The sequence below is a fragment of the Streptomyces sp. NPDC101110 genome (assembly GCF_044759525.1).
Classification (GTDB): Bacteria; Actinomycetota; Actinomycetes; order Streptomycetales; family Streptomycetaceae; genus Streptomyces.
Map to the genome: position 1 here is coordinate 269,899 of NZ_JBIVZM010000001.1, position 23,690 is coordinate 293,588.

Consider the following 23,690-nt stretch of genomic DNA (forward strand, 5'->3'; position numbering starts at 1 on the left):
CCGATATCGGACGAGGACTGAGAAATGGGAATCCGCAAGTACAAGCCGACTACGCCGGGCCGTCGCGGCTCCAGCGTCGCCGACTTCGTCGAGGTCACGCGGTCCACGCCGGAGAAGTCGTTGGTCCGCCCCCTGCACAGCAAGGGTGGCCGTAACAACTCCGGTCGTGTGACCGTCCGCCACCAGGGCGGTGGCCACAAGCGCGCCTACCGCGTGATCGACTTCCGTCGTCACGACAAGGACGGCGTGCCGGCGAAGGTCGCGCACATCGAGTACGACCCCAACCGCACCGCGCGCATCGCGCTCCTGCACTACGCGGACGGCGAGAAGCGCTACATCCTCGCGCCGCGTGGCCTGAACCAGGGCGACCGCGTCGAGAACGGTCCCGGGGCCGACATCAAGCCGGGCAACAACCTTGCCCTGCGCAACATCCCGGTCGGTACCACGCTGCACGCCATCGAGCTGCGTCCGGGCGGCGGCGCCAAGTTCGCCCGCTCCGCCGGCGCCTCGGTGCAGCTGCTCGCAAAGGAGGGCCAGATGGCCCACCTGCGCATGCCGTCCGGTGAGATCCGCCTGGTCGACGTCCGCTGCCGCGCCACCGTCGGCGAGGTCGGCAACGCCGAGCAGAGCAACATCAACTGGGGTAAGGCGGGCCGTAAGCGCTGGCTGGGCGTCCGCCCGACCGTGCGTGGTGTGGTCATGAACCCGGTGGACCACCCGCACGGTGGTGGTGAGGGCCGTACCTCCGGTGGTCGCCACCCGGTGTCCCCGTGGGGCAAGAAGGAAGGCCGTACTCGTTCGCCCAAGAAGGCGTCGAACAAGTACATCGTCCGCCGCCGCAAGACGAACAAGAAGCGCTAAGGACGGGTTGAGATGCCTCGTAGCTTGAAGAAGGGGCCCTTCGTCGACGACCACCTGATGAAGAAGGTGGACGCCCAGAACGAAGCCGGCACCAAGAACGTCATCAAGACCTGGTCCCGTCGCTCGATGATCGTGCCGGCCATGCTCGGCCACACGCTCGCGGTGCACAACGGCAAGACCCACATTCCGGTGTTCGTCACCGAGTCGATGGTCGGCCACAAGCTCGGCGAGTTCTCGCCGACGCGCACCTTCCGGGGTCACGTCAAGGACGACCGGAAGTCGAAGCGCCGCTAAGCGCGGGGTGGAATGACCATGACAGACACTGGAAGGACAACCATGGAAGCCAGGGCCCAGGCGCGGTACATCCGCGTCACGCCCATGAAGGCCCGCCGCGTGGTGGACCTCATCCGTGGCATGAACGCCACGGAGGCTCAGGCGGTCCTGCGTTTCGCCCCGCAGGCCGCGAGCCAGCCGGTCGGCAAGGTGCTTGACAGCGCCATCGCCAACGCCGCGCACAACTACGACCACACCGATGTCGACAGCCTCTTCGTCTCCGAGGCCTACGTCGACGAGGGCCCGACCCTGAAGCGGTTCCGTCCGCGCGCCCAGGGCCGTGCCTACCGGATCCGCAAGCGGACCAGCCACATCACCGTGGTCGTCAGCAGCAAGGAAGGAACCCGGTAATGGGCCAGAAGGTAAACCCGCACGGGTTCCGGCTCGGTGTCACGACCGACTTCAAGTCGCGTTGGTACGCCGACAAGCTGTACAAGGACTACGTCAAGGAAGACGTCGCCATCCGTCGGATGATGACGTCCGGCATGGAGCGCGCCGGCATCTCCAAGGTCGAGATCGAGCGCACCCGTGACCGCGTGCGTGTGGACATCCACACCGCTCGTCCGGGCATCGTCATCGGCCGCCGTGGCGCCGAGGCCGACCGCATCCGCGGTGACCTCGAGAAGCTCACGGGCAAGCAGGTCCAGCTGAACATCCTCGAGGTCAAGAACCCCGAGACCGACGCTCAGCTGGTTGCCCAGGCCGTCGCCGAGCAGCTCTCCTCCCGCGTCTCCTTCCGCCGCGCCATGCGTAAGAGCATGCAGTCGGCGATGAAGGCCGGCGCCAAGGGCATCAAGATCCAGTGCGGTGGCCGCCTCGGTGGCGCCGAGATGTCCCGCTCGGAGTTCTACCGCGAGGGCCGTGTGCCCCTGCACACGCTCCGCGCGAACGTGGACTACGGCTTCTTCGAGGCCAAGACGACCTTCGGCCGCATCGGCGTGAAGGTCTGGATCTACAAGGGCGACGTCAAGAACATCGCCGAGGTCCGCGCCGAGAACGCCGCTGCCCGTGCGGGTAACCGCCCGGCCCGCGGTGGTGCCGACCGCCCGGCCCGTGGTGGCCGCGGTGGCGAGCGGCGCGGTCGCAAGCCGCAGCAGGCTGCCGGCGCCGAGGCCCCCAAGGCCGAGGCTCCCGCGTCCGCCGCTCCGGCTGAGAGCACCGGAACGGAGGCCTGACCGTCATGCTGATCCCCCGTAGGGTCAAGCACCGCAAGCAGCACCACCCCAAGCGCAACGGCATGTCCAAGGGTGGCACGCAGGTCGCGTTCGGCGAGTACGGCATCCAGGCGCTGACCCCGGCGTACGTGACGAACCGCCAGATCGAGGCCGCCCGTATCGCCATGACCCGCCACATCAAGCGTGGCGGCAAGGTCTGGATCAACATCTACCCGGACCGCCCCCTCACCAAGAAGCCCGCCGAGACCCGCATGGGTTCCGGTAAGGGTTCTCCTGAGTGGTGGATCGCCAACGTCAAGCCCGGACGCGTGATGTTCGAGCTGTCGTACCCCAACGAGAAGATCGCGCGCGAGGCCCTGACCCGTGCGGCTCACAAGCTGCCGATGAAGTGCAAGATCGTCAAGCGCGAGGCAGGTGAAGCGTGATGTCGGCCGGTACCAAGGCGTCCGAGCTGCGCGAGCTGGGCAACGAGGAGCTCCTCAACAAGCTCCGCGAGGCCAAGGAAGAGCTGTTCAACCTCCGCTTCCAGGCGGCGACGGGCCAGCTCGAGAACCACGGTCGGCTCAAGGCCGTCCGTAAGGACATCGCGCGGATCTACACCCTGATGCGTGAGCGCGAGCTGGGCATCGAGACGGTGGAGAGCGCCTGATGAGCGAGAGCAACGTGACTGAAGAGACCAAGACGGACCGCGGTTTCCGCAAGACCCGCGAGGGCCTGGTCGTCAGCGACAAGATGGACAAGACCGTCGTCGTCGCCGTCGAGGACCGCGTCAAGCACGCGCTGTACGGCAAGGTCATCCGCCGTACGAACAAGCTCAAGGCCCACGACGAGCAGAACGCCGCGGGTGTCGGCGACCGCGTCCTCCTCATGGAGACCCGGCCGCTGTCCGCGACGAAGCGCTGGCGCGTCGTCGAGATCCTCGAGAAGGCCAAGTAATCCCACCTAGGGGGACCCCCTAGGAATCGTTCCGCCAGGCTCGGGGCGGTTGTGCGTGCGCGCGGCCGCCCCGGGAACCGGCAGACAATCAGGAGATAGACGTGATCCAGCAGGAGTCGCGACTGCGTGTCGCCGACAACACTGGTGCGAAGGAGATCCTTTGCATCCGTGTGCTCGGTGGCTCCGGTCGCCGCTACGCGGGTATCGGTGACGTCATCGTCGCCACCGTCAAGGACGCGATCCCCGGTGGCAACGTGAAGAAGGGTGACGTCGTCAAGGCGGTCATCGTTCGCACCGTCAAGGAGCGCCGCCGTCCGGACGGCTCGTACATCCGCTTCGACGAGAACGCCGCTGTCATTCTCAAGAACGACGGCGACCCTCGTGGCACCCGTATCTTCGGCCCGGTGGGTCGTGAGCTGCGCGAGAAGAAGTTCATGAAGATCATCTCCCTCGCGCCGGAGGTGCTGTGAGCATGAAGATCAAGAAGGGCGACCTGGTCCAGGTCATCACCGGTAAGGACAAGGGCAAGCAGGGCAAGGTCATCGCGGCCTTCCCCCGTGAGGACCGCGTCCTGGTCGAGGGTGTCAACCGGGTCAAGAAGCACACCAAGGCCGGTCCGACGGCTCGCGGTTCGCAGGCCGGCGGCATCGTCACCACCGAGGCGCCGATCCACGTCTCCAACGTCCAGCTGGTCGTGGAGAAGGACGGCAACAAGGTCGTGACCCGCGTCGGTTACCGCTTCGACGACGAAGGCAACAAGATCCGCGTTGCCAAGCGGACGGGTGAGGACATCTGATGGCTACCACCACCACTCCGCGTCTGAAGCAGAAGTACCGTGAGGAGATCACGGGCAAGCTGCGTGACGAGTTCAAGTACGAGAACGTCATGCAGATCCCCGGTCTCGTCAAGATCGTGGTCAACATGGGTGTGGGCGACGCCGCCCGCGACTCCAAGCTGATCGAGGGCGCCATCCGCGACCTCACCACGATCACCGGTCAGAAGCCGGCCGTCACCAAGGCTCGCAAGTCCATCGCGCAGTTCAAGCTGCGTGAGGGCCAGCCGATCGGTGCCCACGTCACGCTTCGTGGCGACCGCATGTGGGAGTTCCTGGACCGCACCCTGTCGCTCGCGCTGCCGCGCATCCGCGACTTCCGCGGCCTGTCCCCCAAGCAGTTCGACGGCCGTGGCAACTACACCTTCGGTCTCACGGAGCAGGTCATGTTCCACGAGATCGACCAGGACAAGATCGACCGCACCCGGGGTATGGACATCACCGTGGTGACCACGGCGACCAACGACGCTGAGGGCCGCGCGCTCCTTCGTCACCTCGGCTTCCCCTTCAAGGAGGCGTGAGCGAGATGGCGAAGAAGGCTCTGATCGCTAAGGCTGCTCGCAAGCCCAAGTTCGGTGTGCGTGGCTACACCCGCTGCCAGCGCTGCGGCCGCCCGCACTCCGTGTACCGCAAGTTCGGCCTGTGCCGCGTGTGCCTTCGTGAGATGGCTCACCGTGGCGAGCTGCCGGGCGTGACCAAGAGCTCCTGGTAATCCCCCTAATAAGGGATTCGCAGGGCTCTCGGTAAGCACGTAAGGGTGGCAGGACGCCCGGCCCACATGCCTTAGGCTTGTGGGGTTGGGCGTCTGCCGCCGCCCTTACGCCCGCGGACAGCTGTCCGCTCATTGCATGCTTACTACGCCGTAGGTCCACCGCGCCGCACCCGTCCCGTCTCGGATCGGGGAGAGGGATGGCGCACCAGGAAACCCCGGCGAGAGAGGCCGAAGGCCAATTCATGACCATGACTGATCCGATCGCAGACATGCTGACGCGTCTGCGGAACGCGAACTCGGCATACCACGACTCCGTGACGATGCCGGCGTCCAAGATCAAGTCGCACATCGCGGAGATCCTCCAGCAGGAGGGCTTCATCACGGGCTGGAAGGTCGAGGACGCCGAGGTCGGCAAGAACCTCGTCCTGGAGCTGAAGTTCGGCCCCAACCGTGAGCGCTCCATCGCGGGCATCAAGCGGATCTCGAAGCCCGGTCTCCGGGTGTACGCGAAGTCCACCAACCTGCCGAAGGTCCTGGGCGGCCTGGGCGTGGCGATCATCTCCACGTCCCACGGGCTCCTGACCGACAAGCAGGCGCAGAAGAAGGGCGTGGGTGGGGAAGTCCTCGCCTACGTCTGGTAATTCGGGAACGGAGGAGAGACAGCAATGTCGCGTATCGGCAAGCTCCCCATCCCGGTTCCCGCCGGCGTGGACGTCACCATCGACGGCCGTACGGTCGCGGTCAAGGGCCCCAAGGGCGAACTGACCCACACCGTCATCGCGCCGATCGACATCGCGAAGGCCGAGGACGGCACCCTTCAGGTGCTCCGGCCGAACGACGAGCGGCAGAGCAAGGCCCTGCACGGCCTGTCCCGCACGCTGGTGGCGAACATGATCACCGGTGTGACCCAGGGATACGTCAAGAAGCTCGAAATCAGCGGTGTCGGTTACCGTGTCGTGGCCAAGGGCTCCAACCTGGAGTTCTCCCTGGGCTACAGCCACCCGATCCTGGTCGAGGCCCCCGAGGGCATCACCTTCAAGGTGGAGTCCCCGACCCGCTTCTCGGTCGAGGGCATCGACAAGCAGAAGGTCGGCGAGGTTGCGGCCAACATCCGCAAGCTGCGCAAGCCCGACCCGTACAAGGCCAAGGGCGTCAAGTACGAGGGCGAAGTCATCCGCCGCAAGGTCGGAAAGGCGGGTAAGTAAGCCATGGCATACGGGCAGAAGATCCTTAAGGGCGACGCCTACAAGCGCGCCGCGATCAAGCGCCGCCACATCCGTATCCGTAAGCACATCAACGGTACGGCGGAGCGTCCGCGTCTGGTCGTTACCCGCTCGAACCGCCACATCGTGGCCCAGGTGATCGACGACATCAAGGGTCACACCCTTGCGTCGGCGTCCACCCTGGACAGCTCGATCCGCGGTGGCGAGGGCGACAAGTCCGCGCAGGCCAAGCAGGTCGGCGCCCTGGTCGCCGAGCGCGCCAAGGCCGCCGGTGTCGAGGCCGTCGTGTTCGACCGTGGTGGTAACCAGTACGCGGGGCGCATCGCCGCCCTGGCGGACGCCGCCCGCGAGGCCGGACTCAAGTTCTGAGTCGGTTCCGTAGCTAGCGGAAACAGAGAGAGGTAATTCCAATGGCTGGACCCCAGCGCCGCGGTGGCGGTGCCGGTGGCGGCGAGCGGCGGGACCGGAAGGGCCGTGACGGCGGCGCTGCTGCCGCCGAGAAGACCGCGTACGTTGAGCGCGTTGTCGCGATCAACCGCGTCGCCAAGGTTGTGAAGGGTGGTCGTCGCTTCAGCTTCACCGCGCTGGTCGTGGTGGGCGACGGTGACGGCACCGTGGGTGTCGGATACGGCAAGGCCAAGGAGGTGCCGGCCGCCATCGCCAAGGGCGTTGAGGAGGCCAAGAAGCACTTCTTCAAGGTCCCCCGCATCCAGGGCACCATCCCGCACCCCATCCAGGGTGAGAAGGCTGCCGGCGTCGTGCTCCTGAAGCCCGCGTCGCCCGGTACCGGTGTTATCGCCGGTGGTCCGGTGCGTGCCGTGCTCGAGTGCGCCGGTATCCACGACGTGCTGTCGAAGTCGCTCGGCTCCGACAACGCGATCAACATCGTGCACGCGACCGTGGAGGCCCTGAAGGGTCTGCAGCGTCCCGAGGAGATCGCGGCCCGCCGTGGTCTGCCCCTCGAGGACGTCGCCCCCGCGGCTCTTCTCCGTGCGCGTGCCGGGGCGGGTGCGTAATCATGGCGCAGCTCAAGATTACGCAGGTCAAGTCCTACATCGGCAGCAAGCAGAACCACCGTGACACCCTGCGTTCCCTTGGTCTCAAGGGCATCAACACGCAGGTCGTCAAGGAGGACCGCCCCGAGTTCCGCGGCATGGTGCACACCGTCCGCCACCTCGTGACGGTCGAGGAGGTCGACTGATCATGGCGGAGCAGAACCCGCTCAAGATCCACAACCTCCGTCCCGCCCCGGGCGCCAAGACCGCCAAGACCCGTGTCGGTCGTGGTGAGGCGTCGAAGGGTAAGACGGCCGGTCGTGGTACCAAGGGCACGAAGGCCCGTTACCAGGTTCCGGAGCGCTTCGAGGGTGGCCAGATGCCCCTCCACATGCGTCTCCCGAAGCTGAAGGGCTTCAAGAACCCGTTCAAGACCGAGTTCCAGGTCGTGAACCTCGACAAGCTGGCCGCGCTCTACCCCGAGGGTGGCGAGGTCACCGTCGAGGGTCTGGTGGCCAAGGGGGCCGTTCGCAAGAACAGCCTCGTCAAGGTCCTCGGCCAGGGCGAGATCTCCGTGGCGCTGCAGGTGACGGTCGACGCCGTCTCCGGCTCCGCCAAGGAGAAGATCACCGCCGCCGGCGGTTCTGTCACCGAGCTCGTCTGAACACCACAGGCGTCTCGATGACCTGAGCGATCCCGACCGGGGATACCCCACAAATGGGGTATCCCCGGTTGGTCGTTCCTAGGGCGGCAGTCTCGCCGGTAAGGTGGCCTGCACTGCCCACTTTTCACAGGGTGCTTCACTTCGGGCACTCTCAGCGGCAGTTGACCGTTACCCATGTCGTTGTTCTATTGGACTCTCAAGACGTCACCCTTGACGCAGTTGCGCGGGGGTCGCAGGAGGCACCGTGCTCACCGCGTTCGCCCGGGCGTTCAAGACGCCCGACCTGCGCAAGAAGCTGCTCTTCACACTCGGCATCATCGTGGTCTACCGGGTCGGTACGCACATCCCGATCCCAGGCGTCGACTACCGGAACGTCCAGACCTGTATCGATCAGGCCCAGGCCAACCAGGGTCTCTTCGGCCTGGTCAACATGTTCAGTGGCGGCGCGCTGCTGCAGATCACGATCTTCGCGCTGGGCATCATGCCGTACATCACGGCGAGCATCATCCTGCAGCTGCTGACCGTGGTGATCCCGCGCCTGGAAGCCCTGAAGAAGGAGGGCCAGGCCGGTACGGCGAAGATCACGCAGTACACCCGCTACCTGACGATCGCCCTCGCCATCCTTCAGGGCACCGGCCTCGTCGCCACCGCCCGCAGCGGCGCCCTGTTCCAGAACTGCCCGGTGGCCAGCCAGATCGTTCCTGACCAGTCGATCTTCGTCACCATCACCATGGTCATCACGATGACCGCCGGCACGGCGGCCGTGATGTGGCTCGGCGAGCTCATCACCGACCGCGGTATCGGCAACGGCATGTCGATCCTGATGTTCATCTCGATCGCCGCCACCTTCCCGTCCGCGCTGTGGGCCATCAAGAAGCAGGGCTCCCTGGCCGGCGGCTGGATCGAGTTCGGCACCGTGATCCTGGTCGGCCTCGTCATGGTCGGCCTGGTGGTCTTCGTCGAGCAGGCCCAGCGCCGTATCCCGGTGCAGTACGCCAAGCGCATGATCGGCCGCCGTTCCTACGGCGGTACGTCCACCTACATCCCGCTCAAGGTGAACCAGGCGGGTGTGATCCCCGTCATCTTCGCCTCGTCGCTGCTGTACATCCCGGCGTTGATCGCCCAGTTCGCCGGTGGCAAGTCCGAGTGGAAGACCTGGATCGAGCAACACTTCGTCAAGGGCGACCACCCGTACTACATCATTTCGTACTTCCTGCTGATCGTTTTCTTCGCGTTCTTCTATGTGGCGATCTCCTTCAACCCCGAGGAAGTCGCCGACAACATGAAGAAGTATGGTGGCTTCATCCCGGGCATCCGGGCTGGCCGACCGACCGCTGAGTACCTGTCGTACGTGCTCAACCGGATCACCTGGCCGGGTTCGCTGTACTTGGGCCTGATCGCTCTCGTGCCGACGATGGCGTTGGTTGGTTTTGGGGCGAACCAGAACTTCCCGTTCGGCGGGACCAGCATCCTGATCATCGTGGGTGTCGGTCTCGAGACCGTGAAGCAGATCGAGAGCCAGCTCCAGCAGCGCAATTACGAAGGGTTCCTCCGCTGATGCGTATCGTCCTCGTCGGGCCGCCGGGTGCCGGTAAGGGAACGCAGGCCGCGTTCCTGGCCAAGAACCTGTCGATCCCGCACATCTCCACGGGCGACCTGTTCCGGGCCAACATCAGCCGGCAGACGGAACTCGGCAAGCTGGCGAAGTCCTACATGGACGCGGGCAATCTCGTGCCCGACGAGGTCACCATCGCGATGGCGAAGGACCGCATGGAGCAGCCGGACGCCGAGAACGGTTTCCTGCTGGACGGCTTCCCCCGCAACGTCTCCCAGGCCGAGGCGCTCGACGAGCTCCTCGAGACCGAGAGCATGCAGCTGGACGCGGTGCTGGACCTGGAGGTCCCGGAGGACGAGGTCGTCAAGCGGATCGCCGGCCGGCGCATCTGCCGCAACGACTCCTCGCACGTCTTCCACGTGACGTACAAGCAGCCGGCCAAGGAAGGCGTCTGCGACGTCTGCGGCGGCGAGCTGTACCAGCGGGACGACGACTCCGAGGAGACGGTCCGCACGCGGCTGGAGGTCTACCACACCCAGACCGAGCCGATCATCGACTACTACAAGGCCCAGGGCCTGGTGGTCACGATCTCGGCGCTCGGCAAGGTGGAGGACGTCACGACCCGCGCCATGGAGGCGCTGAAGCGTGGCGAGGACGACAAGTAGTCGTCCGTACGCAGCTACGGCCGCGGTTCCCCTCGGGGAGCCGCGGCCGCTGTGCGGGTGGGCCGGCCGCTCGGCCCCGTATCGTTGAAGGCGTTCGTCGTCGTCGAAGGTCCAGAAAGGCCGTAGCTCCCATGGTGCAGATCAAGAGCCCCGAGCAGATCGCCAAGATGCGCGAGGCGGGGCTGGTCGTCGCGGCCATCCACGCGGCGACCGGCGAGGCAGCCGTGCCCGGGGCCACGACGAGGGATCTGGACCAGGTCGCGCGCAAGGTGCTCGCCGAGCACAACGCCAAGCCGAACTTCCTCGGCTACGGCGGCTTCCCCGCGACGATCTGCACGTCCGTGAACGAGGTCGTCGTCCACGGCATCCCGTCCGACGACGTCGTCCTCAAGGACGGGGACGTCATCTCCATCGACTGCGGCGCGATCATCGACGGCTGGCACGGCGACGCGGCCTTCACGGCCTTCGTGGGCTCCGGTCACGCCCCGGAGCTCGTCGAGCTCTCCCGGGTGACGGAGGAGTCGATGTGGGCCGGCATCGCCGCGATGAAGCAGGGCAACCGGCTCGTCGACGTCTCCCGGGCTATCGAGACGTACATCCGCCGCCAGCCCAAGCCGGGCGGCGGCAAGTACGGGATCATCGAGGACTACGGCGGCCACGGCATCGGTACCGAGATGCACATGGACCCGCACCTGCTGAACTACGTCGACCGGCGTCGGGGCAAGGGGCCGAAGCTGGTGCCCGGTTTCTGCCTGGCGATCGAGCCGATGGTCTCCCTGGGGACGCCGAAGACGGAGGTCCTCGAGGACGACTGGACGGTCATCACGACGGACGGTACGTGGTCGTCGCACTGGGAGCACTCGGTGGCTCTGACGGAGGAAGGGCCGCTGGTGCTCACGTCTCCCGACGGGGGGAAGGCGAAGCTCGCCGAGCTGGGGATCGTGGCTGCGCCGGATCCGCTGGGCTGAGCGCCGCGCCCGCCGGGGTGGACGGCCGAGTCGTCCGGCGGCTGCGGGTTCGTTGGGGTTGTTCGCGCAGTTCCCAGCGCCCCTGAAGGGGCGCTTAAAGATCTGCCCGCTGGGGCAGACTCTCTCGATTCGTGTTTCTGAGGGGCCTGACGTAGACTGACTCGTCGGCTCTTGTGTACCCGCATGTCTGCATGCGCCCGCACAGAGTCGATCAAGGTAGTCGATTCGAAGGGCGAAGCGTGGCCAAGAAGCAAGGTGCCATCGAGATCGAGGGCACTGTCGTCGAGTCTCTTCCGAACGCCATGTTCAAGGTCGAGCTCCAGAACGGCCACCAGGTCCTGGCACACATCAGCGGCAAGATGCGCATGCACTACATCCGCATCCTCCCTGACGACCGGGTCGTGGTGGAGCTGTCTCCGTACGACCTGACCCGTGGCCGGATCGTCTACCGCTACAAGTAGATCTTGCCTGTGCCCCGCCGCCCTGGGTGGTGGGGCTGCCGGCACTGACCCGGAGAACCTCACACCCATGAAGGTCAAGCCGAGCGTCAAGAAGATCTGCGACAAGTGCAGGGTGATCCGCCGTCACGGTCGGGTCATGGTCATCTGCGACAACCCGCGCCACAAGCAGCGCCAGGGCTGACGCACGACCGATCCCTCTGCATCCATCGCAGAGATTCGCGCGACGCAAGCTGAATATGTTCATACGCAGGATCCAGGCGGACCCCGTTCGTCTGACACCCCCGGTTCGGAGGCTGGGGACCCAGTTCGTACCTGGTACGGCGGCTGGGAGTCGGTTCTGCGGAAGACCTCCGACAAGTAACTGGAGCCATTGAATGGCACGCGTTTCCGGTGTTGACATCCCGCGCGAAAAGCGCGTGGAGATCGCCCTCACCTACGTGTTCGGCATCGGCCGGACCCTCTCCCAGCAGACGCTGGCCGCCACCGGCGTGGACCCGAACACCCGTGTTCGGGACCTCTCCGAGGAGCAGCTGGTCGCGATCCGCGAGTACGTCGACAACAACATCAAGACCGAGGGTGACCTCCGTCGCGAGATCCAGGCCGACATCCGCCGCAAGGTCGAGATCGGTACCTACCAGGGTCTGCGTCACCGTCGTGGTCTGCCCGTCCGCGGTCAGCGCACCAGCACCAACGCTCGTACCCGCAAGGGTCCGCGTCGCGCCATCGCCGGCAAGAAGAAGCCGGGCAAGAAGTAGTCCACAGCGGACGCCTGTCCACGGTCTTCGCTGTAGGACCGACCACCTCCCGTAGGAGTTATAGATGCCCCCCAAGGGTCGTCAGGGCGCTGCCAAGAAGGTGCGCCGCAAGGAAAAGAAGAACGTCGCTCACGGCCACGCGCACATCAAGAGCACGTTCAACAACACGATCGTCTCGATCACGGACCCGTCCGGCAACGTGATCTCCTGGGCCTCCGCCGGCCACGTCGGCTTCAAGGGCTCCCGGAAGTCCACGCCGTTCGCCGCGCAGATGGCCGCCGAGTCGGCTGCCCGCCGCGCCCAGGAGCACGGCATGCGCAAGGTCGACGTGTTCGTGAAGGGCCCGGGTTCCGGTCGTGAGACCGCGATCCGCTCCCTGCAGGCCACGGGCCTCGAGGTCGGCTCCATCCAGGACGTCACCCCGACCCCGCACAACGGCTGCCGTCCGCCGAAGCGCCGCCGCGTCTGACGCATCGGCTCAGGCGGTCGGCATCCTGCTGGGGGTGCGGGGGTCGTCCCCCGCAATGTCGCAGCACGGCTGCCGTCCGCCGAAGCGCCGCCGCGTCTGACGCGAGGCTGCTGCACGAAGAGCGTGGTTCCGGGCGGTACGGCTCCGAAAAGGGCCGTATCGCCCGTACCCTTGCAGTACCCGCACTTTTCCCGGTGCGGTTTCCGTCGGACGTCAAATAGCGGGCGTCCACGAAAGAAGGATCTGATCCACACATGCTGATCGCTCAGCGTCCCTCGTTGACCGAAGAGGTCGTCGACGAGTTCCGCTCCCGGTTCGTGATCGAGCCGCTGGAGCCGGGCTTCGGTTACACCCTCGGCAACTCCCTGCGCCGGACCCTCCTCTCCTCGATCCCGGGTGCGGCGGTCACGTCCATCCGCATCGACGGCGTGCTGCACGAGTTCACCACCGTGCCGGGCGTCAAGGAGGACGTCACCGACCTGATCCTCAACATCAAGCAGCTGGTCGTCTCCTCGGAGCACGACGAGCCGGTCGTGATGTACCTGCGCAAGCAGGGCCCGGGTCTGGTCACCGCCGCCGACATCGCGCCCCCGGCCGGTGTCGAGGTGCACAACCCCGACCTCGTCCTCGCCACGCTCAACGGCAAGGGCAAGCTGGAGATGGAGCTGACGGTCGAGCGCGGCCGCGGTTACGTCTCCGCCGTGCAGAACAAGCAGGTCGGCCAGGAGATCGGCCGTATCCCGGTCGACTCCATCTACTCGCCGGTGCTCAAGGTCACGTACAAGGTCGAGGCCACGCGTGTCGAGCAGCGGACCGACTTCGACAAGCTGATCGTCGACGTCGAGACCAAGCAGGCCATGCGCCCGCGTGACGCCATGGCGTCCGCCGGTAAGACCCTGGTCGAGCTGTTCGGTCTGGCCCGCGAGCTCAACATCGACGCCGAGGGCATCGACATGGGCCCGTCCCCCACGGACGCCGCCCTGGCCGCCGACCTGGCGCTGCCGATCGAGGAGCTGGAGCTCACCGTTCGGTCGTACAACTGCCTCAAGCGCGAGGGCATCCACTCCGTGGGTGAGCTCGTCGCCCGTTCCGAGGCGGACCTGCTCGACATCCGCAACTTCGGTGCGAAGTCGATCGACGAGGTCAAGGCGAAGCTGGCGGGTATGGGCCTGGCGCTCAAGGACTCGCCTCCCGGGTTCGACCCCACCGCCGCGGCGGACGCCTTCGGCGCGGACGACGACGCGGACGCGGGCTTCGTGGAGACCGAGCAGTACTGAGAGCTCGGGCCGCACGGCTCGTTCTCGGGTGCGGGTGCGCTGTGCCTGGTCGCGCAGTTCCCCGCGCCCCTTCCGGGAGCACCCCTTCGGGGCGGCTCCCGGATCTCTGACAGGCAACCGTCTGCTCAGATACTGACCCCGGTACCTGATACGGCCGGGGCAGACACCTAGGAGAAACACCATGCCGAAGCCCACCAAGGGTGCCCGTCTGGGCGGCAGCGCCGCGCACGAGAAGCTGATGCTCGCGAACCTCGCGAAGTCGCTCTTCGAGCACGGTCGCATCACCACCACCGAGGCGAAGGCCCGCCGTCTGCGGCCGTACGCCGAGCGTCTGGTCACCAAGGCGAAGAAGGGCGACCTTCACAACCGCCGTCAGGTTCTCCAGGTCATCACGGACAAGAGCATCGTGCACACGCTCTTCACCGAGATCGGCCCGCGCTACGAGAACCGTCCGGGTGGCTACACCCGCATCACCAAGATCGGTAACCGCCGTGGCGACAACGCGCCCATGGCTGTCATCGAGCTGGTCGAGGCGCTGACGGTGGCGCAGGAGGCGACGGGCGAGGCCGAGGCCGCGACCAAGCGCGCGGTCAAGGAAGACGCCCTGAAGAAGGACGAGGCCGTCGAGGCCAAGTCCGACGAGGCCGCCGAGGAGTCGAAGGACGCGTAAGCGTCTGCCGGGGGCTGTGCGTCGGCGGCTGCGGCGTCGTCGTGGTTGTTCGCGCAGTTCCCCGCGCCCCTGAAGGGCGTTGTTGGCGGGTCCGTTCCCTTTGCGGGGGGCGGGCCCGCTTTCGTGTTGGTGAGAGGATCCTGGAGTGAGTGAGGAAGTAGAGGCCGGCCACGTGCGGGTCCGGCTCGATCTGTCGTACGACGGGAGTGAGTTCTCCGGGTGGGCCAAGCAGGCCGGGGGGCGGCGGACCGTGCAGGGCGAGATCGAGGACGCCCTGCGGACCGTGACACGGTCGCGGGAGACGTACGAACTGACCGTCGCGGGACGCACTGACGCCGGGGTGCACGCACGGGGGCAGGTCGCTCACGTCGATCTGCCGCGTGAGGTGTGGGCCGAGCATCACCAGAAGCTGCTGAAGCGGCTCGCCGGCCGGCTGCCCCGGGACGTACGCGTCTGGGCCCTCAGGGAGGCGCCCAGCGGCTTCAACGCCCGCTTCTCGGCGGTGTGGCGGCGCTACGCGTACCGGGTCACCGACAACCCGGGCGGCGTCGACCCGCTGCTGCGCAACCACGTGCTGTGGCACGACTGGCCCCTGGACGTCGACGCCATGAACGAGGCCGCGCGGCAGCTGCTGGGCGAGCACGACTTCGCGGCCTACTGCAAGAAGCGGGAGGGGGCGACCACCATCCGCACGCTCCAGGAGCTGAGCCTGGTCCGTGGTGAGGACGGCATCGTCACCGCGACCGTGCGGGCCGACGCCTTCTGCCACAACATGGTGCGCTCGCTCATCGGGGCGCTGCTGTTCGTCGGGGACGGGCACCGGCCCGCCGACTGGCCGGGCAAGGTGCTCGCGGCCGGTGTGCGCGACTCGGCCGTGCACGTCGTACGGCCGCACGGGCTGACGCTGGAGGAGGTCGGCTACCCGGCCGACGAACTGCTCGCCGCGCGCAGCAGGGAAGCGCGGAACAAGCGGTCGCTGCCGTCGGCCGGCTGCTGCTGACGTCCGGTCACTCGTCGGCCGCGGCCGAGGCCTGGGCCTCGCCGCGGCGTCGGATCTGGTTGAACGTGAACTGCTGGAGGTTGTCGCCCGTTGCGAACACCTCGGTGTCCTTCGTCGTCACGTCCTTGCCGCTGGTGAAGCCGGCGTTGGTGAAGTAGGCGTAGCGGCCGTAGGAGTTGCTGGTCGTGCGGCAGAAGCCGGATTCGCAGAAGGCCTTCACGCCGCCGCCGGAGAGCGACTTGACGAAGCTCTTCTTGGTGGTCTGGCCCTTGGCCTTGGCGGCCTGGGCCTCGGTGTCGAAGACGGCCACGCCGACCGTCACCGCGATGCCGTCCTTGACGTAGGTCACCCGGATCAGGCGGGTGCAGTCGTTGCCGGTGAGGATCTTGGGGAGGGTGCCGCCGGCGGCCGAGGCGCAGTTCCTCGTGTCCGCGGTGGGGCCCTTCTTGTAGACCGTCTCGCCGACGGTGAGCTGGGTGCCCGGGAAGAGCGTGTCCGGGCTGAGCGGGGCCTTGTCCTTCTTCGCGCTGGCGATGAAGTCCTTAGGGTCCAGCGGCGGGGGAGCGCTGGTCGGGGCGAAGGAGGGCGCCGACGCGGACTGGCTCGGGATCTCGGACGAGGGCAGCGCGGTCGGGTTGCCCTGCTTGTCGCTGCCGGCCGACACGACGGCCACCGCGACGGCGGTGCCGATCGCGACGGTGGCGAGCGCGCCGCCGCCGATCAGCAGCACACGGCGTCGTTTGTTGCGGGCCTCGGAGGCTTCAGCGAGCGCTGCCCAGTCCGGAGACTGGCCGCCCCCGCTGTTCCAGGGCTGCTGCGACTGCGGTTTCCAGGGATCCCACTGGGACTGAGGTCCCCCCTGCCCAAAGCTCATGGGGCGCATCTTAGACGGGACAAGGGGCGTGCTGGTCCGCCCGGTTGGGCACCGGAGCCCCTAGCGTTCCTCCCATGCGCACGGGCAAAGGCGACATCTGCGGGTGGTTGGGGCGACTGCTGCCGACCGTGGTGCTGCTGGGGTGTCTGCTGTCCTGGCCGGTCCTCACGGCCGGGGTGTGGCCGTCGGTCGTGGTGGGGGCGCTCGGGGCGTTCCGCCGTCCGCGCGCGGGCCGGTCCCTGCTGCGGTGGTGCGCCGCGGTCACCGTGGACGTGGTCGTCTCGTCGGTGTTCCCGTATGCAAGACCGCCGCGGCGAAGGACACTGCGGCGGGTGGTCACGCTCTGTGCCGCCCTGTACGTGTCGGTGACCGAGCGGCTCCGGTGATACCGCGTTTTGACCCTTGTGGTGAGCCCCGGTATTCTGCTTGTTCGTTGTGTATTGGCTTGCTCATTCTCACGGGACGGGCCCTTACACCGGTCCACCGGGCCGATGACCAGCGACCCCACGTACGCGGTATGCGTCGCCGCAGTGCGGTCCAGGCTGTCGTGATCGTTTCGGTGACCAGTTATGGACCATTCACTCGAAGCGAAGGCTACGAACCGTGCGTACGTACAGCCCCAAGCCCGGCGATGTGACGCGCCAGTGGCACGTCATCGACGCTCAGGACGTTGTCCTGGGTCGTCTCGCCACCACTGCCGCGACGCTCCTCCGCGGCAAGCACAAGCCGATCTACGCCCCCCACGTCGACGCTGGTGACTTCGTCATCATCATCAACGCGGACAAGGTGCACCTGTCCGGCAACAAGCGGATCCAGAAGATGGCGTACCGCCACTCCGGCTACCCGGGTGGTCTGCGCTCCGTCCGCTACGACGAGCTGCTCGACAAGAACCCCGAGAAGGCCATCGAGAAGGCCGTCAAGGGCATGCTCCCCAAGAACACGCTGGGCCGTCAGATGCTCTCGAAGCTGAAGGTCTACAAGGGTGACCAGCACCCGCACGGCGCGCAGCAGCCGCAGCCGTACGAGATCACCCAGGTCGCGCAGTAAGTCCGGCCACCCCCTAAGACTGAACAGAATCTGAGGAGAATCGTGGCCGAGACCACTGCCGAGCAGCCGCTCGAAGAGCTTGACATCGACAGCTACACCACCGAGTCCGAGGTCCCCGTCGAGGGTGAGTACACCTCGGAGTCCATGGCCTCCCGCTTCGGTGAGCCCCAGCCGGCCGCCGGCCTGGGCCGTCGCAAGAACGCCATCGCCCGCGTCCGGATCGTCCCGGGCACCGGCAAGTGGAAGATCAACGGTCGCACCCTCGAGGACTACTTCCCGAACAAGGTGCACCAGCAGGAAGTCAACGAGCCGTTCAAGGTTCTCGAGCTCGAGGGCCGCTACGACGTCATCGCCCGCATCGCCGGTGGCGGCGTCTCCGGCCAGGCCGGTGCGCTGCGTCTCGGTGTCGCCCGTGCGCTGAACGAGGCGGACGTCGACAACAACCGCGGCCCGCTGAAGAAGGCCGGCTTCCTCAAGCGCGACGACCGTGCGGTCGAGCGCAAGAAGGCCGGTCTGAAGAAGGCCCGCAAGGCGCCGCAGTACAGCAAGCGCTAAACGCGACGCCCGTCCTCGCGACTGGCTTCGCCTCGATCGCCCCGGCGGCACGGTTGTGCTGCCGGGGCGGTTCGTTTACACAACCCCTACCGGCCCCGGACAGTCTCAGGGAAGGTACGCGGGAATGTGAGCCGCATTCTCTTCAGCAATACGGAGGACACCACTGTGGGACGACTCTTCGGCACGGACGGCGTGCGCGGTGTCGCCAACGCGGATCTGACGGCGGAGATGGCCCTGGGCCTCTCCGTGGCCGCGGCACACGTACTGGCCGAGGCGGGCACGTTCGAGGGACACCGGCCGAAGGCCGTGGTCGGGCGTGACCCCCGTGCGTCCGGGGAGTTCCTGGAAGCCGCCGTGGTGGCGGGTCTCGCCAGCGCCGGCGTGGACGTCCTGCGGGTCGGTGTGCTGCCGACGCCCGCCGTGGCGTACCTGACCGGGGAGCTCGGCGCCGACCTCGGCGTGATGCTCTCCGCGAGCCACAACGCCATGCCCGACAACGGCATCAAGTTCTTCGCCCGCGGCGGGCACAAGCTCGCCGACGAGCTGGAGGACCGGATCGAGTCCGTCTACGAGGAGCACCGCACCGGTGCCCCGTGGGACCGTCCGACCGGGTCCGGCGTGGGCCGCGTACGCGAGTACGAGGAGGGCGCCGACCGGTACGTCGCGCATCTGCTGGGTGTCCTGCCGAACCGGCTCGACGGGCTGAAGGTCGTCCTGGACGAGGCGCACGGCGCCGCCGCCCGGGTCTCGCCGGAGGCGTTCCGGCAGGCCGGTGCGCAGGTCTTCACGATCGGAGCCGAGCCCGACGGGCTCAACATCAACGACGGGTACGGCTCGACGCACCTGGACAAGATCAAGGCCGCCGTCGTGGAGCACGGGGCCGACCTCGGCATCGCGCACGACGGTGACGCCGACCGGTGCCTCGCCGTCGACCACACCGGTGCGGAGGTGGACGGGGACCAGATCCTCGCGGTGCTCGCGCTGGCGATGCGGGAGCGCTCCGCGCTGAGGTCCGACACCGTCGTCGCGACGGTGATGTCGAACCTCGGGTTCAAGCTCGCCATGGAGCGCGAGGGCATCCGGCTGGTGCAGACCGCCGTCGGCGACCGGTACGTGCTGGAGGAGATGAAGGAGCACGGGTTCGCCCTCGGGGGCGAGCAGTCCGGGCACGTGATCATCCTCGACCACGCGACGACCGGGGACGGGACGCTGACCGGGCTGCTGCTGGCGGCGCGGGTGGCGCAGAGCGGGCGCACGCTGGCGGAACTCGCCGCCGTCATGGAGCGGCTGCCGCAGGTGCTGATCAACGTCCCGGACGTGGACAGGTCCCGGGTGAAGACCTCCTCGGAGCTGGCCGCGGCCGTCGCGGACGCGGAGCGGGAGCTCGGCGAGACCGGGCGGGTGCTGCTGCGGTCCTCCGGGACCGAGCCGTTGGTCCGGGTGATGGTGGAGGCCGCCGACATCGAGCAGGCCCGGTCCGTTGCGGGGCGGCTGGCCGATGCGGTGAAGTCCGCGCTCGGGTAGTGAACCGGGTGAGGGTGGGGGCTGCGGTTGACCGCGGGCTGCGGGTTCTTCGTGGCTTGTCGCGCAGTTCCCCGCGCACCCTGGGGCGTTGCCCTACCGGGCGTTGGCACGCTTGCGTTGCTCGGCCCAGAACCACTTCTGGGCCAGCAGGGTCGCCGTGCCGGCGACGATGATGCCCAGCAGGTTCAGCAGGAGCTGTTCCGTGGAGCCCCACGTCTGCTTCGTGTCGCCGTAGCTCAGGGCCACGGCCGCGTTCGCGGCGGCCGGGATCGTGGTGACCGAGATGGCCACGCCGACCAGGGCGCCCGACTTGGCCGAGGTCAGGGAGAGGGTGCCCGCGATGCCGGCCAGGACCGCCACGATGAAGGAGAACTTGTCGGGCGCGTAGATGAAGCCCGTGTTGGGCCGGTCCGCCTCCAGACGGCTCTCCGTGAACTGACCGGCGGCGTCCATGAGGAGGCTGAAGCCGACCGTCACCGCCATCGCCACCGCGAAACCCACCAGCAGCGCGATCAGCGAGCGCAGGGCGAGCCTCGGCCGGCGCCGGACGATCGCGGTGCAGATGCCGGTGAGGGGACCGAACTCGGGGCCCACCGCCATGGCGCCCACGATCAGGATCGCGTTGTCCAGGACCACACCGCAGGCGGCGATCATGGTGGCGAGCGTGATGAACGCGAGGTAGGTGACGGAGAGGGTCGACTCCTCGTGTGTGGCCTCGGTCAGTTGCTCCCACAGCACCGCGTCCGCGCCCTCGCCGGGTGCGTCGGCCTCGGCCTGGTCGGCCCGCTCGGACAGGGACAGGTCGATGGACTCGACGGCGATGGAACCGGTGGTGTCTATGCCCAGTTCCCGCAGGCCGCCGAGCAGCTCGTCGCCCGCCTCGCGCGCCACGTCGCACATCACCACGTCGCCGGAGGGGTCTCGGGCGGCGCCCGGCAGCACGACTAGGTGGGTGGTGCCGACCGTCTTCTCGATCAGCAGGACCACTTCGTCGGTCCGGTCGGACGGTGTGATCACGCGCAGATGAAGCATGGCGCCCATCTAACCCGCCTTTCCCCGGCCGTCACAGCTTGCGCAGACTCAGCCGCTGCACCTTGTGGTCCGGGCCCTTGCGCAGCACGAGGGTGGCGCGGCCGCGGGTCGGGGCGATGTTCTCCACCAGGTTGGGACGGTTGATCGTGCGCCACATCGTCCGGGCGTAGTCCAGGGCCTCATCCTCCGAGACCTGGGTGTACTTGCGGAAGTACGAGGACGGGTTCTGGAAGGCGGTCGCGCGCAGCTTGCGGAAGCGGTTGAGGTACCAGGTCTCGATGTCCTCGACGCGGGCGTCGACGTACACGCTGAAGTCGAAGTAGTCGGCGAGGCCGACGCGGGTGCGGCCGTCCTTGCCGGGCAGGGCCGGCTGGAGGACGTTCAGGCCCTCGACGATCAGGATGTCGGGGCGGCGGACCGTGAGCCTCTTGTCGGGGACGATGTCGTAGATCAGGTGGGAGTAGACGGGCGCGGTGACCTCGTTCTTGCCGGCCTTGATGTCGGCGACGAAGCGGGTCAGGGCCCTGCGGTCGTAGGACTCCGGGAAGCCCTTGCGGGACATCAGGCCGCGGGCCTGGAGGTCCTTCGTCGGCAGCAGGAAGCCGTCGGTGGTGACCAGCTCGACCCGCGGGTGCTCGGGCCAGCGCGACAGCAGGGCCTGGAGGAGGCGGGCGACCGTCGACTTGCCCACGGCGACCGAACCGGCGACCCCTATGACGAACGGGGTGCCCGACTGGGAGCCCTGTTCGCCCAGGAACGTGTTCAGGGCGCCTCTGAGGCCGTCGGTGGCGCCGACGTAGAGGTTGAGAAGTCTGGACAGCGGGAGGTAGATGTCCCGCACCTCGTCGAGGTCGATCACGTCGCCGAGACCGCGCAGCTTCTCGACCTCCTCGGCCGTCAGTGGCAGCGGCGTCTTGTCGCGCAGCGCGCTCCACTCGGCTCGGGTGAGGTCGACGTAGGGAGTCGCCTCCGGGCGGGGCCGGTGGGCGCTCCGGGGCATCGAGGAGACCGGAGAGATCACAGTCCATTGTTACGGGCGTACGAACGGACCGTGAGGTGGGATCCGTCACGCGAGCCGTTCGCCCCGCTTACGCCGGAGAAAAACTGATCCGCGAGGAATGTCAGTGGCGTGCGTCACAGTTGTGGAAAGGGTGGGCCCGGTCCGGGGTCCACGGACGCCCGGGAGTACCCATGACGTACGCGATAGAGGCGGAAGGCCTGGTCAAGCGGTTCCGGGAGACCGAGGCGCTGGCCGGCGTCGATCTGGCGGCCCGCAAGGGCACGGTGCTCGGGCTGCTGGGCCCCAACGGCGCCGGGAAGACGACGGCGGTGCGGATCTTCGCGACACTGCTGCGGCCGGACCGGGGACGGGCCCGGGTGGCCGGACACGACGTGATCCGGGAGGCGGGGGTCGTCCGCTCGCTCGTCGGGCTGACCGGGCAGTACGCGGCGGTCGACGAGAACCTCACCGGGACGGAGAACCTGCTGCTCATCGGCCGGCTGCTGGGTCTGCCGAGGCGGGAGGCGAAGGCGCGGGCCGGTGAACTGCTGGAGCGGTTCCAGCTGACCCACGCGGCCGGACGGGCCGCGAAGACCTTCTCGGGTGGCATGCGCAGACGCCTGGACCTCGCGGCCAGTCTCGTCGGCCGGCCCAGCATCCTCTTCCTCGACGAGCCGACCACGGGTCTTGATCCGCACAGCCGTGGTGAGCTGTGGGACCTGCTGCGCGGCCTGGTCGCGGACGGTGCGACCGCGCTGCTGACCACGCAGTATCTGAACGAGGCCGATGTACTCGCCGACGACATCGTGGTGATCGACAAGGGCCGTGTGATCGCCGAGGGCACTCCGGACCAGTTGAAGGCGCAGGTCGGCGGCCAGGTGCTGGAGCTCAGGCCGATCGCCGGGCAGGACCTGGCGCGGGCGCACGCCCTGGTGGCCGGGGCCGCCGGCCCCGCGGCCCGGATCGAGGGCGAGACGGTCACCGCCCCGGTGAAGGACCCCGAGCTGATGCCGGCCGTGGTGCGCGCGCTGGACAGGGAGGGCATCGCGGTCGGGGAGCTGGCGCTGCGCCGCTCCTCGCTCGACGAGGTCTTCCTGTCCCTGACCGGCCACCGCGCCGAGCCGGGCCAGGCCGAGGAGGACGGCGGTGCGGCCGTGCGGGAGGACGAGGAACTGGCGAAGGCGGTGAGCGGGTCATGACCACCACCGCCGGCACCCTCGGCGCGCCGGTCACCGCGTCGGGCCGGGTGCCGCCCCTCGCCGGACTGCGGCAGACCTTCACGATGGCCTGGCGGAGCCTGGTCGCCGTCAAGCACAACCCGCTGGAACTGGTCGACTACAGCATCACGCCGATCATGTTCGTGTTCCTGTTCACCTATGTCCTGGGCGGGCAGATGGCCGGTTCGCCCGAGGCGTATCTGAAGTACGCGCTGCCCGGGATCATCGTGCAGAACACGCTGTTCATGACGATGTACACGGCCATGGCGCTCAACACCGACCTCACCAAGGGCGTCTTCGACCGGCTGCGCAGCCTGCCCATCGCCCGCTCCGCGCCGCTGATCGGCCGGATCACCGCCGACCTCGCGAAGCACCTGTGGGCGCTGCTGCTGATGATCGGCCTCGGCCTCGCACTCGGCTTCCGCGTCACCGGCGGCTTCGGTGGCTTCCTGCTCGGCGCCCTGCTGGTGATCGTGTTCGCCGCGGCGGTGTCCTGGAGCGCGGTGCTGATCGGGATGCTGGCGGGCGACGCCGAGAAGGTCCAGGCGTTCGCCTTCACGCTCATCTTCCCGATCACCTTCACCAGCAGCGCGTTCGTCGTCGTCGACACGATGCCGGGCTGGCTGCAGGCCTGGAGCGACGTCAATCCGGTGACGCACCTGTCGGATGCGTTCCGGGGACTGCTGCTGGGCGGGGCGGTGGCGGAGCCGGTGATGTGGTCGCTGGTGTGGGCGGCGGGCATCGCCCTGGTGTTCTATCCGCTGGCGATGCGGGCCTACCGGGCGAAGGTCTGAGGCCCTGTCCGTTTGCCGCCGGTCATCCCCGCGCCGGCGTATGAGGAGGCGTCAGGGCGGAAAGTCGCCGTCGCCGGGGTCGTGGAAGGCGGGATT

Annotated in this window: 36 protein-coding genes; 33 read left to right on the top strand and 3 right to left on the bottom strand. The window is 67.7% G+C overall.

What is annotated here, in order from left to right; genetic code table 11:
* Window positions 1-24: 24 nt before the first annotated feature.
* From rplB to truA, 27 genes are all read left to right on the top strand, one after another.
* Window positions 25-861 carry a 50S ribosomal protein L2 gene (gene rplB, locus ACIQU3_RS01280; protein ID WP_142193687.1) on the top strand — a complete coding sequence of 279 codons (837 nt, stop codon included), beginning with the start codon at window positions 25-27 and terminating at the stop codon, window positions 859-861.
* 12 nt (window positions 862-873) lie between these two features.
* Window positions 874-1,155 (top strand): 30S ribosomal protein S19, encoded by a 282-nt coding sequence (rpsS, locus tag ACIQU3_RS01285; RefSeq protein WP_053759516.1) that lies wholly within the window; start codon window positions 874-876, stop codon window positions 1,153-1,155.
* A 42-nt stretch (window positions 1,156-1,197) separates the two neighbouring features.
* Complete coding sequence (rplV, locus tag ACIQU3_RS01290; RefSeq protein ID WP_031141295.1) at window positions 1,198-1,545, top strand: 50S ribosomal protein L22; 348 nt, start codon at window positions 1,198-1,200, stop codon at window positions 1,543-1,545.
* Window positions 1,545-2,369: a 30S ribosomal protein S3 gene (gene rpsC / locus ACIQU3_RS01295; protein ID WP_086560684.1), complete on the top strand. Its 825-nt coding sequence runs from the start codon at window positions 1,545-1,547 to the stop codon at window positions 2,367-2,369. The genes rplV and rpsC overlap by 1 nt, the downstream gene beginning before the upstream one ends.
* A 5-nt stretch (window positions 2,370-2,374) precedes the next feature.
* Window positions 2,375-2,794, top strand: coding sequence for a 50S ribosomal protein L16 (rplP, locus tag ACIQU3_RS01300; protein WP_003992362.1), 420 nt, complete (start codon window positions 2,375-2,377; stop codon window positions 2,792-2,794).
* Window positions 2,794-3,018 carry a 50S ribosomal protein L29 gene (gene rpmC / locus ACIQU3_RS01305; protein WP_010036720.1) on the top strand — a complete coding sequence of 75 codons (225 nt, stop codon included), beginning with the start codon at window positions 2,794-2,796 and terminating at the stop codon, window positions 3,016-3,018. Before rplP ends, rpmC begins: the two co-directional genes overlap by 1 nt.
* Window positions 3,018-3,305 (top strand): 30S ribosomal protein S17, encoded by a 288-nt coding sequence (gene rpsQ / locus ACIQU3_RS01310; protein ID WP_010036717.1) that lies wholly within the window; start codon window positions 3,018-3,020, stop codon window positions 3,303-3,305. The genes rpmC and rpsQ overlap by 1 nt, the downstream gene beginning before the upstream one ends.
* Window positions 3,306-3,406: 101 nt before the next feature.
* A complete protein-coding gene (gene rplN, locus ACIQU3_RS01315) occupies window positions 3,407-3,775 on the top strand; it encodes a 50S ribosomal protein L14 (RefSeq protein WP_003998823.1) in 369 nt (122 codons plus the stop codon).
* Between the two features lie 2 nt (window positions 3,776-3,777).
* On the top strand, window positions 3,778-4,101 hold the full coding sequence (rplX, locus tag ACIQU3_RS01320) for a 50S ribosomal protein L24 (RefSeq protein WP_003992365.1): 324 nt from the start codon (window positions 3,778-3,780) through the stop codon (window positions 4,099-4,101).
* A complete protein-coding gene (gene rplE, locus ACIQU3_RS01325) occupies window positions 4,101-4,658 on the top strand; it encodes a 50S ribosomal protein L5 (protein ID WP_033308965.1) in 558 nt (185 codons plus the stop codon). Before rplX ends, rplE begins: the two co-directional genes overlap by 1 nt.
* A 5-nt stretch (window positions 4,659-4,663) precedes the next feature.
* The gene (locus tag ACIQU3_RS01330) at window positions 4,664-4,849 is read left to right on the top strand and encodes a type Z 30S ribosomal protein S14 (RefSeq protein ID WP_003948630.1); all 186 of its coding nucleotides are present in this window, start codon (window positions 4,664-4,666) and stop codon (window positions 4,847-4,849) included.
* A gap of 242 nt (window positions 4,850-5,091) precedes the next feature.
* Complete coding sequence (gene rpsH, locus ACIQU3_RS01335) at window positions 5,092-5,490, top strand: 30S ribosomal protein S8 (RefSeq protein ID WP_030839654.1); 399 nt, start codon at window positions 5,092-5,094, stop codon at window positions 5,488-5,490.
* A gap of 24 nt (window positions 5,491-5,514) precedes the next feature.
* Window positions 5,515-6,054: a 50S ribosomal protein L6 gene (gene rplF / locus ACIQU3_RS01340; RefSeq protein ID WP_003992368.1), complete on the top strand. Its 540-nt coding sequence runs from the start codon at window positions 5,515-5,517 to the stop codon at window positions 6,052-6,054.
* Between the two features lie 3 nt (window positions 6,055-6,057).
* Complete coding sequence (gene rplR, locus ACIQU3_RS01345; RefSeq protein WP_003992369.1) at window positions 6,058-6,441, top strand: 50S ribosomal protein L18; 384 nt, start codon at window positions 6,058-6,060, stop codon at window positions 6,439-6,441.
* A 41-nt stretch (window positions 6,442-6,482) separates the two neighbouring features.
* Window positions 6,483-7,088: a 30S ribosomal protein S5 gene (gene rpsE / locus ACIQU3_RS01350; protein WP_009190144.1), complete on the top strand. Its 606-nt coding sequence runs from the start codon at window positions 6,483-6,485 to the stop codon at window positions 7,086-7,088.
* Window positions 7,089-7,090: 2 nt separating this feature from the next.
* Complete coding sequence (rpmD, locus tag ACIQU3_RS01355; protein WP_003974250.1) at window positions 7,091-7,273, top strand: 50S ribosomal protein L30; 183 nt, start codon at window positions 7,091-7,093, stop codon at window positions 7,271-7,273.
* 2 nt (window positions 7,274-7,275) lie between these two features.
* A complete protein-coding gene (gene rplO, locus ACIQU3_RS01360) occupies window positions 7,276-7,731 on the top strand; it encodes a 50S ribosomal protein L15 (RefSeq protein WP_030839644.1) in 456 nt (151 codons plus the stop codon).
* A gap of 244 nt (window positions 7,732-7,975) precedes the next feature.
* Complete coding sequence (gene secY / locus ACIQU3_RS01365) at window positions 7,976-9,289, top strand: preprotein translocase subunit SecY (RefSeq protein ID WP_403922977.1); 1,314 nt, start codon at window positions 7,976-7,978, stop codon at window positions 9,287-9,289.
* Entirely contained in the window at window positions 9,289-9,951 is a 663-nt protein-coding gene (locus ACIQU3_RS01370) for an adenylate kinase (protein WP_184909145.1), read from the top strand. The genes secY and ACIQU3_RS01370 overlap by 1 nt, the downstream gene beginning before the upstream one ends.
* 131 nt (window positions 9,952-10,082) lie before the next feature.
* Window positions 10,083-10,919: a type I methionyl aminopeptidase gene (gene map, locus ACIQU3_RS01375; RefSeq protein ID WP_403724351.1), complete on the top strand. Its 837-nt coding sequence runs from the start codon at window positions 10,083-10,085 to the stop codon at window positions 10,917-10,919.
* Window positions 10,920-11,158: 239 nt separating this feature from the next.
* Complete coding sequence (infA, locus tag ACIQU3_RS01380) at window positions 11,159-11,380, top strand: translation initiation factor IF-1 (protein WP_003948620.1); 222 nt, start codon at window positions 11,159-11,161, stop codon at window positions 11,378-11,380.
* Window positions 11,381-11,447: 67 nt separating this feature from the next.
* A complete protein-coding gene (gene rpmJ / locus ACIQU3_RS01385) occupies window positions 11,448-11,561 on the top strand; it encodes a 50S ribosomal protein L36 (protein WP_003974245.1) in 114 nt (37 codons plus the stop codon).
* A 193-nt stretch (window positions 11,562-11,754) separates the two neighbouring features.
* On the top strand, window positions 11,755-12,135 hold the full coding sequence (rpsM, locus tag ACIQU3_RS01390) for a 30S ribosomal protein S13 (protein WP_004984507.1): 381 nt from the start codon (window positions 11,755-11,757) through the stop codon (window positions 12,133-12,135).
* Window positions 12,136-12,199: 64 nt separating this feature from the next.
* The gene (gene rpsK, locus ACIQU3_RS01395; RefSeq protein ID WP_003956432.1) at window positions 12,200-12,604 is read left to right on the top strand and encodes a 30S ribosomal protein S11; all 405 of its coding nucleotides are present in this window, start codon (window positions 12,200-12,202) and stop codon (window positions 12,602-12,604) included.
* A gap of 254 nt (window positions 12,605-12,858) precedes the next feature.
* The gene (locus ACIQU3_RS01400; protein ID WP_003966937.1) at window positions 12,859-13,881 is read left to right on the top strand and encodes a DNA-directed RNA polymerase subunit alpha; all 1,023 of its coding nucleotides are present in this window, start codon (window positions 12,859-12,861) and stop codon (window positions 13,879-13,881) included.
* A gap of 181 nt (window positions 13,882-14,062) precedes the next feature.
* Window positions 14,063-14,551 (top strand): 50S ribosomal protein L17, encoded by a 489-nt coding sequence (gene rplQ, locus ACIQU3_RS01405; protein WP_403724356.1) that lies wholly within the window; start codon window positions 14,063-14,065, stop codon window positions 14,549-14,551.
* Between the two features lie 145 nt (window positions 14,552-14,696).
* On the top strand, window positions 14,697-15,551 hold the full coding sequence (truA, locus tag ACIQU3_RS01410) for a tRNA pseudouridine(38-40) synthase TruA (RefSeq protein ID WP_403724359.1): 855 nt from the start codon (window positions 14,697-14,699) through the stop codon (window positions 15,549-15,551).
* A 7-nt stretch (window positions 15,552-15,558) separates the two neighbouring features.
* Here the strand turns inward: truA and ACIQU3_RS01415 are convergent, their stop codons facing one another.
* Complete coding sequence (locus ACIQU3_RS01415; RefSeq protein WP_403922979.1) at window positions 15,559-16,425, bottom strand: hypothetical protein; 867 nt, start codon at window positions 16,423-16,425, stop codon at window positions 15,559-15,561.
* Between the two features lie 74 nt (window positions 16,426-16,499).
* On the opposite strand from ACIQU3_RS01415, the gene ACIQU3_RS01420 reads away from it, so the two are divergent.
* The 4 genes from ACIQU3_RS01420 (at window position 16,500) to glmM (ending at window position 19,551) form a co-directional block, all read left to right on the top strand.
* Window positions 16,500-16,811 (top strand): hypothetical protein, encoded by a 312-nt coding sequence (locus tag ACIQU3_RS01420; RefSeq protein ID WP_403922981.1) that lies wholly within the window; start codon window positions 16,500-16,502, stop codon window positions 16,809-16,811.
* Window positions 16,812-17,028: 217 nt separating this feature from the next.
* Window positions 17,029-17,472 (top strand): 50S ribosomal protein L13, encoded by a 444-nt coding sequence (gene rplM, locus ACIQU3_RS01425; protein ID WP_366710321.1) that lies wholly within the window; start codon window positions 17,029-17,031, stop codon window positions 17,470-17,472.
* Between the two features lie 42 nt (window positions 17,473-17,514).
* On the top strand, window positions 17,515-18,027 hold the full coding sequence (rpsI, locus tag ACIQU3_RS01430; protein WP_004927169.1) for a 30S ribosomal protein S9: 513 nt from the start codon (window positions 17,515-17,517) through the stop codon (window positions 18,025-18,027).
* Between the two features lie 165 nt (window positions 18,028-18,192).
* Window positions 18,193-19,551 (top strand): phosphoglucosamine mutase, encoded by a 1,359-nt coding sequence (gene glmM / locus ACIQU3_RS01435; protein ID WP_403923206.1) that lies wholly within the window; start codon window positions 18,193-18,195, stop codon window positions 19,549-19,551.
* Window positions 19,552-19,644: 93 nt separating this feature from the next.
* Here the strand turns inward: glmM and ACIQU3_RS01440 are convergent, their stop codons facing one another.
* Both ACIQU3_RS01440 and coaA read right to left on the bottom strand, forming a co-directional pair.
* A complete protein-coding gene (locus ACIQU3_RS01440; RefSeq protein ID WP_403725575.1) occupies window positions 19,645-20,583 on the bottom strand; it encodes a DUF389 domain-containing protein in 939 nt (312 codons plus the stop codon).
* Between the two features lie 31 nt (window positions 20,584-20,614).
* Window positions 20,615-21,583: a type I pantothenate kinase gene (coaA, locus tag ACIQU3_RS01445; RefSeq protein ID WP_403725578.1), complete on the bottom strand. Its 969-nt coding sequence runs from the start codon at window positions 21,581-21,583 to the stop codon at window positions 20,615-20,617.
* A 191-nt stretch (window positions 21,584-21,774) separates the two neighbouring features.
* Between coaA and ACIQU3_RS01450 the strand changes: the two genes are divergently transcribed.
* On the top strand, window positions 21,775-22,782 hold the full coding sequence (locus ACIQU3_RS01450) for an ATP-binding cassette domain-containing protein (RefSeq protein WP_403724370.1): 1,008 nt from the start codon (window positions 21,775-21,777) through the stop codon (window positions 22,780-22,782).
* Entirely contained in the window at window positions 22,779-23,594 is an 816-nt protein-coding gene (locus ACIQU3_RS01455) for an ABC transporter permease (RefSeq protein WP_403724373.1), read from the top strand. Before ACIQU3_RS01450 ends, ACIQU3_RS01455 begins: the two co-directional genes overlap by 4 nt.
* Window positions 23,595-23,690 lie beyond the last annotated feature (96 nt).

Coding starts and splice junctions, on each gene's coding strand:
- rplB (WP_142193687.1), top strand. CDS start 25: ATGGGAATCCGCAAGTACAAGCCGACTACGCCGGGCCGTCGCGGCTCC.
- rpsS (WP_053759516.1), top strand. CDS start 874: ATGCCTCGTAGCTTGAAGAAGGGGCCCTTCGTCGACGACCACCTGATG.
- rplV (WP_031141295.1), top strand. CDS start 1,198: ATGGAAGCCAGGGCCCAGGCGCGGTACATCCGCGTCACGCCCATGAAG.
- rpsC (WP_086560684.1), top strand. CDS start 1,545: ATGGGCCAGAAGGTAAACCCGCACGGGTTCCGGCTCGGTGTCACGACC.
- rplP (WP_003992362.1), top strand. CDS start 2,375: ATGCTGATCCCCCGTAGGGTCAAGCACCGCAAGCAGCACCACCCCAAG.
- rpmC (WP_010036720.1), top strand. CDS start 2,794: ATGTCGGCCGGTACCAAGGCGTCCGAGCTGCGCGAGCTGGGCAACGAG.
- rpsQ (WP_010036717.1), top strand. CDS start 3,018: ATGAGCGAGAGCAACGTGACTGAAGAGACCAAGACGGACCGCGGTTTC.
- rplX (WP_003992365.1), top strand. CDS start 3,778: ATGAAGATCAAGAAGGGCGACCTGGTCCAGGTCATCACCGGTAAGGAC.
- rplE (WP_033308965.1), top strand. CDS start 4,101: ATGGCTACCACCACCACTCCGCGTCTGAAGCAGAAGTACCGTGAGGAG.
- ACIQU3_RS01330 (WP_003948630.1), top strand. CDS start 4,664: ATGGCGAAGAAGGCTCTGATCGCTAAGGCTGCTCGCAAGCCCAAGTTC.
- rpsH (WP_030839654.1), top strand. CDS start 5,092: ATGACCATGACTGATCCGATCGCAGACATGCTGACGCGTCTGCGGAAC.
- rplF (WP_003992368.1), top strand. CDS start 5,515: ATGTCGCGTATCGGCAAGCTCCCCATCCCGGTTCCCGCCGGCGTGGAC.
- rplR (WP_003992369.1), top strand. CDS start 6,058: ATGGCATACGGGCAGAAGATCCTTAAGGGCGACGCCTACAAGCGCGCC.
- rpsE (WP_009190144.1), top strand. CDS start 6,483: ATGGCTGGACCCCAGCGCCGCGGTGGCGGTGCCGGTGGCGGCGAGCGG.
- rpmD (WP_003974250.1), top strand. CDS start 7,091: ATGGCGCAGCTCAAGATTACGCAGGTCAAGTCCTACATCGGCAGCAAG.
- rplO (WP_030839644.1), top strand. CDS start 7,276: ATGGCGGAGCAGAACCCGCTCAAGATCCACAACCTCCGTCCCGCCCCG.
- ACIQU3_RS01370 (WP_184909145.1), top strand. CDS start 9,289: ATGCGTATCGTCCTCGTCGGGCCGCCGGGTGCCGGTAAGGGAACGCAG.
- map (WP_403724351.1), top strand. CDS start 10,083: ATGGTGCAGATCAAGAGCCCCGAGCAGATCGCCAAGATGCGCGAGGCG.
- rpmJ (WP_003974245.1), top strand. CDS start 11,448: ATGAAGGTCAAGCCGAGCGTCAAGAAGATCTGCGACAAGTGCAGGGTG.
- rpsM (WP_004984507.1), top strand. CDS start 11,755: ATGGCACGCGTTTCCGGTGTTGACATCCCGCGCGAAAAGCGCGTGGAG.
- rpsK (WP_003956432.1), top strand. CDS start 12,200: ATGCCCCCCAAGGGTCGTCAGGGCGCTGCCAAGAAGGTGCGCCGCAAG.
- ACIQU3_RS01400 (WP_003966937.1), top strand. CDS start 12,859: ATGCTGATCGCTCAGCGTCCCTCGTTGACCGAAGAGGTCGTCGACGAG.
- rplQ (WP_403724356.1), top strand. CDS start 14,063: ATGCCGAAGCCCACCAAGGGTGCCCGTCTGGGCGGCAGCGCCGCGCAC.
- ACIQU3_RS01415 (WP_403922979.1), bottom strand. CDS start 16,425: ATGAGCTTTGGGCAGGGGGGACCTCAGTCCCAGTGGGATCCCTGGAAA.
- ACIQU3_RS01420 (WP_403922981.1), top strand. CDS start 16,500: ATGCGCACGGGCAAAGGCGACATCTGCGGGTGGTTGGGGCGACTGCTG.
- ACIQU3_RS01440 (WP_403725575.1), bottom strand. CDS start 20,583: ATGCTTCATCTGCGCGTGATCACACCGTCCGACCGGACCGACGAAGTG.
- coaA (WP_403725578.1), bottom strand. CDS start 21,583: ATGCCCCGGAGCGCCCACCGGCCCCGCCCGGAGGCGACTCCCTACGTC.
- ACIQU3_RS01450 (WP_403724370.1), top strand. CDS start 21,775: ATGACGTACGCGATAGAGGCGGAAGGCCTGGTCAAGCGGTTCCGGGAG.
- ACIQU3_RS01455 (WP_403724373.1), top strand. CDS start 22,779: ATGACCACCACCGCCGGCACCCTCGGCGCGCCGGTCACCGCGTCGGGC.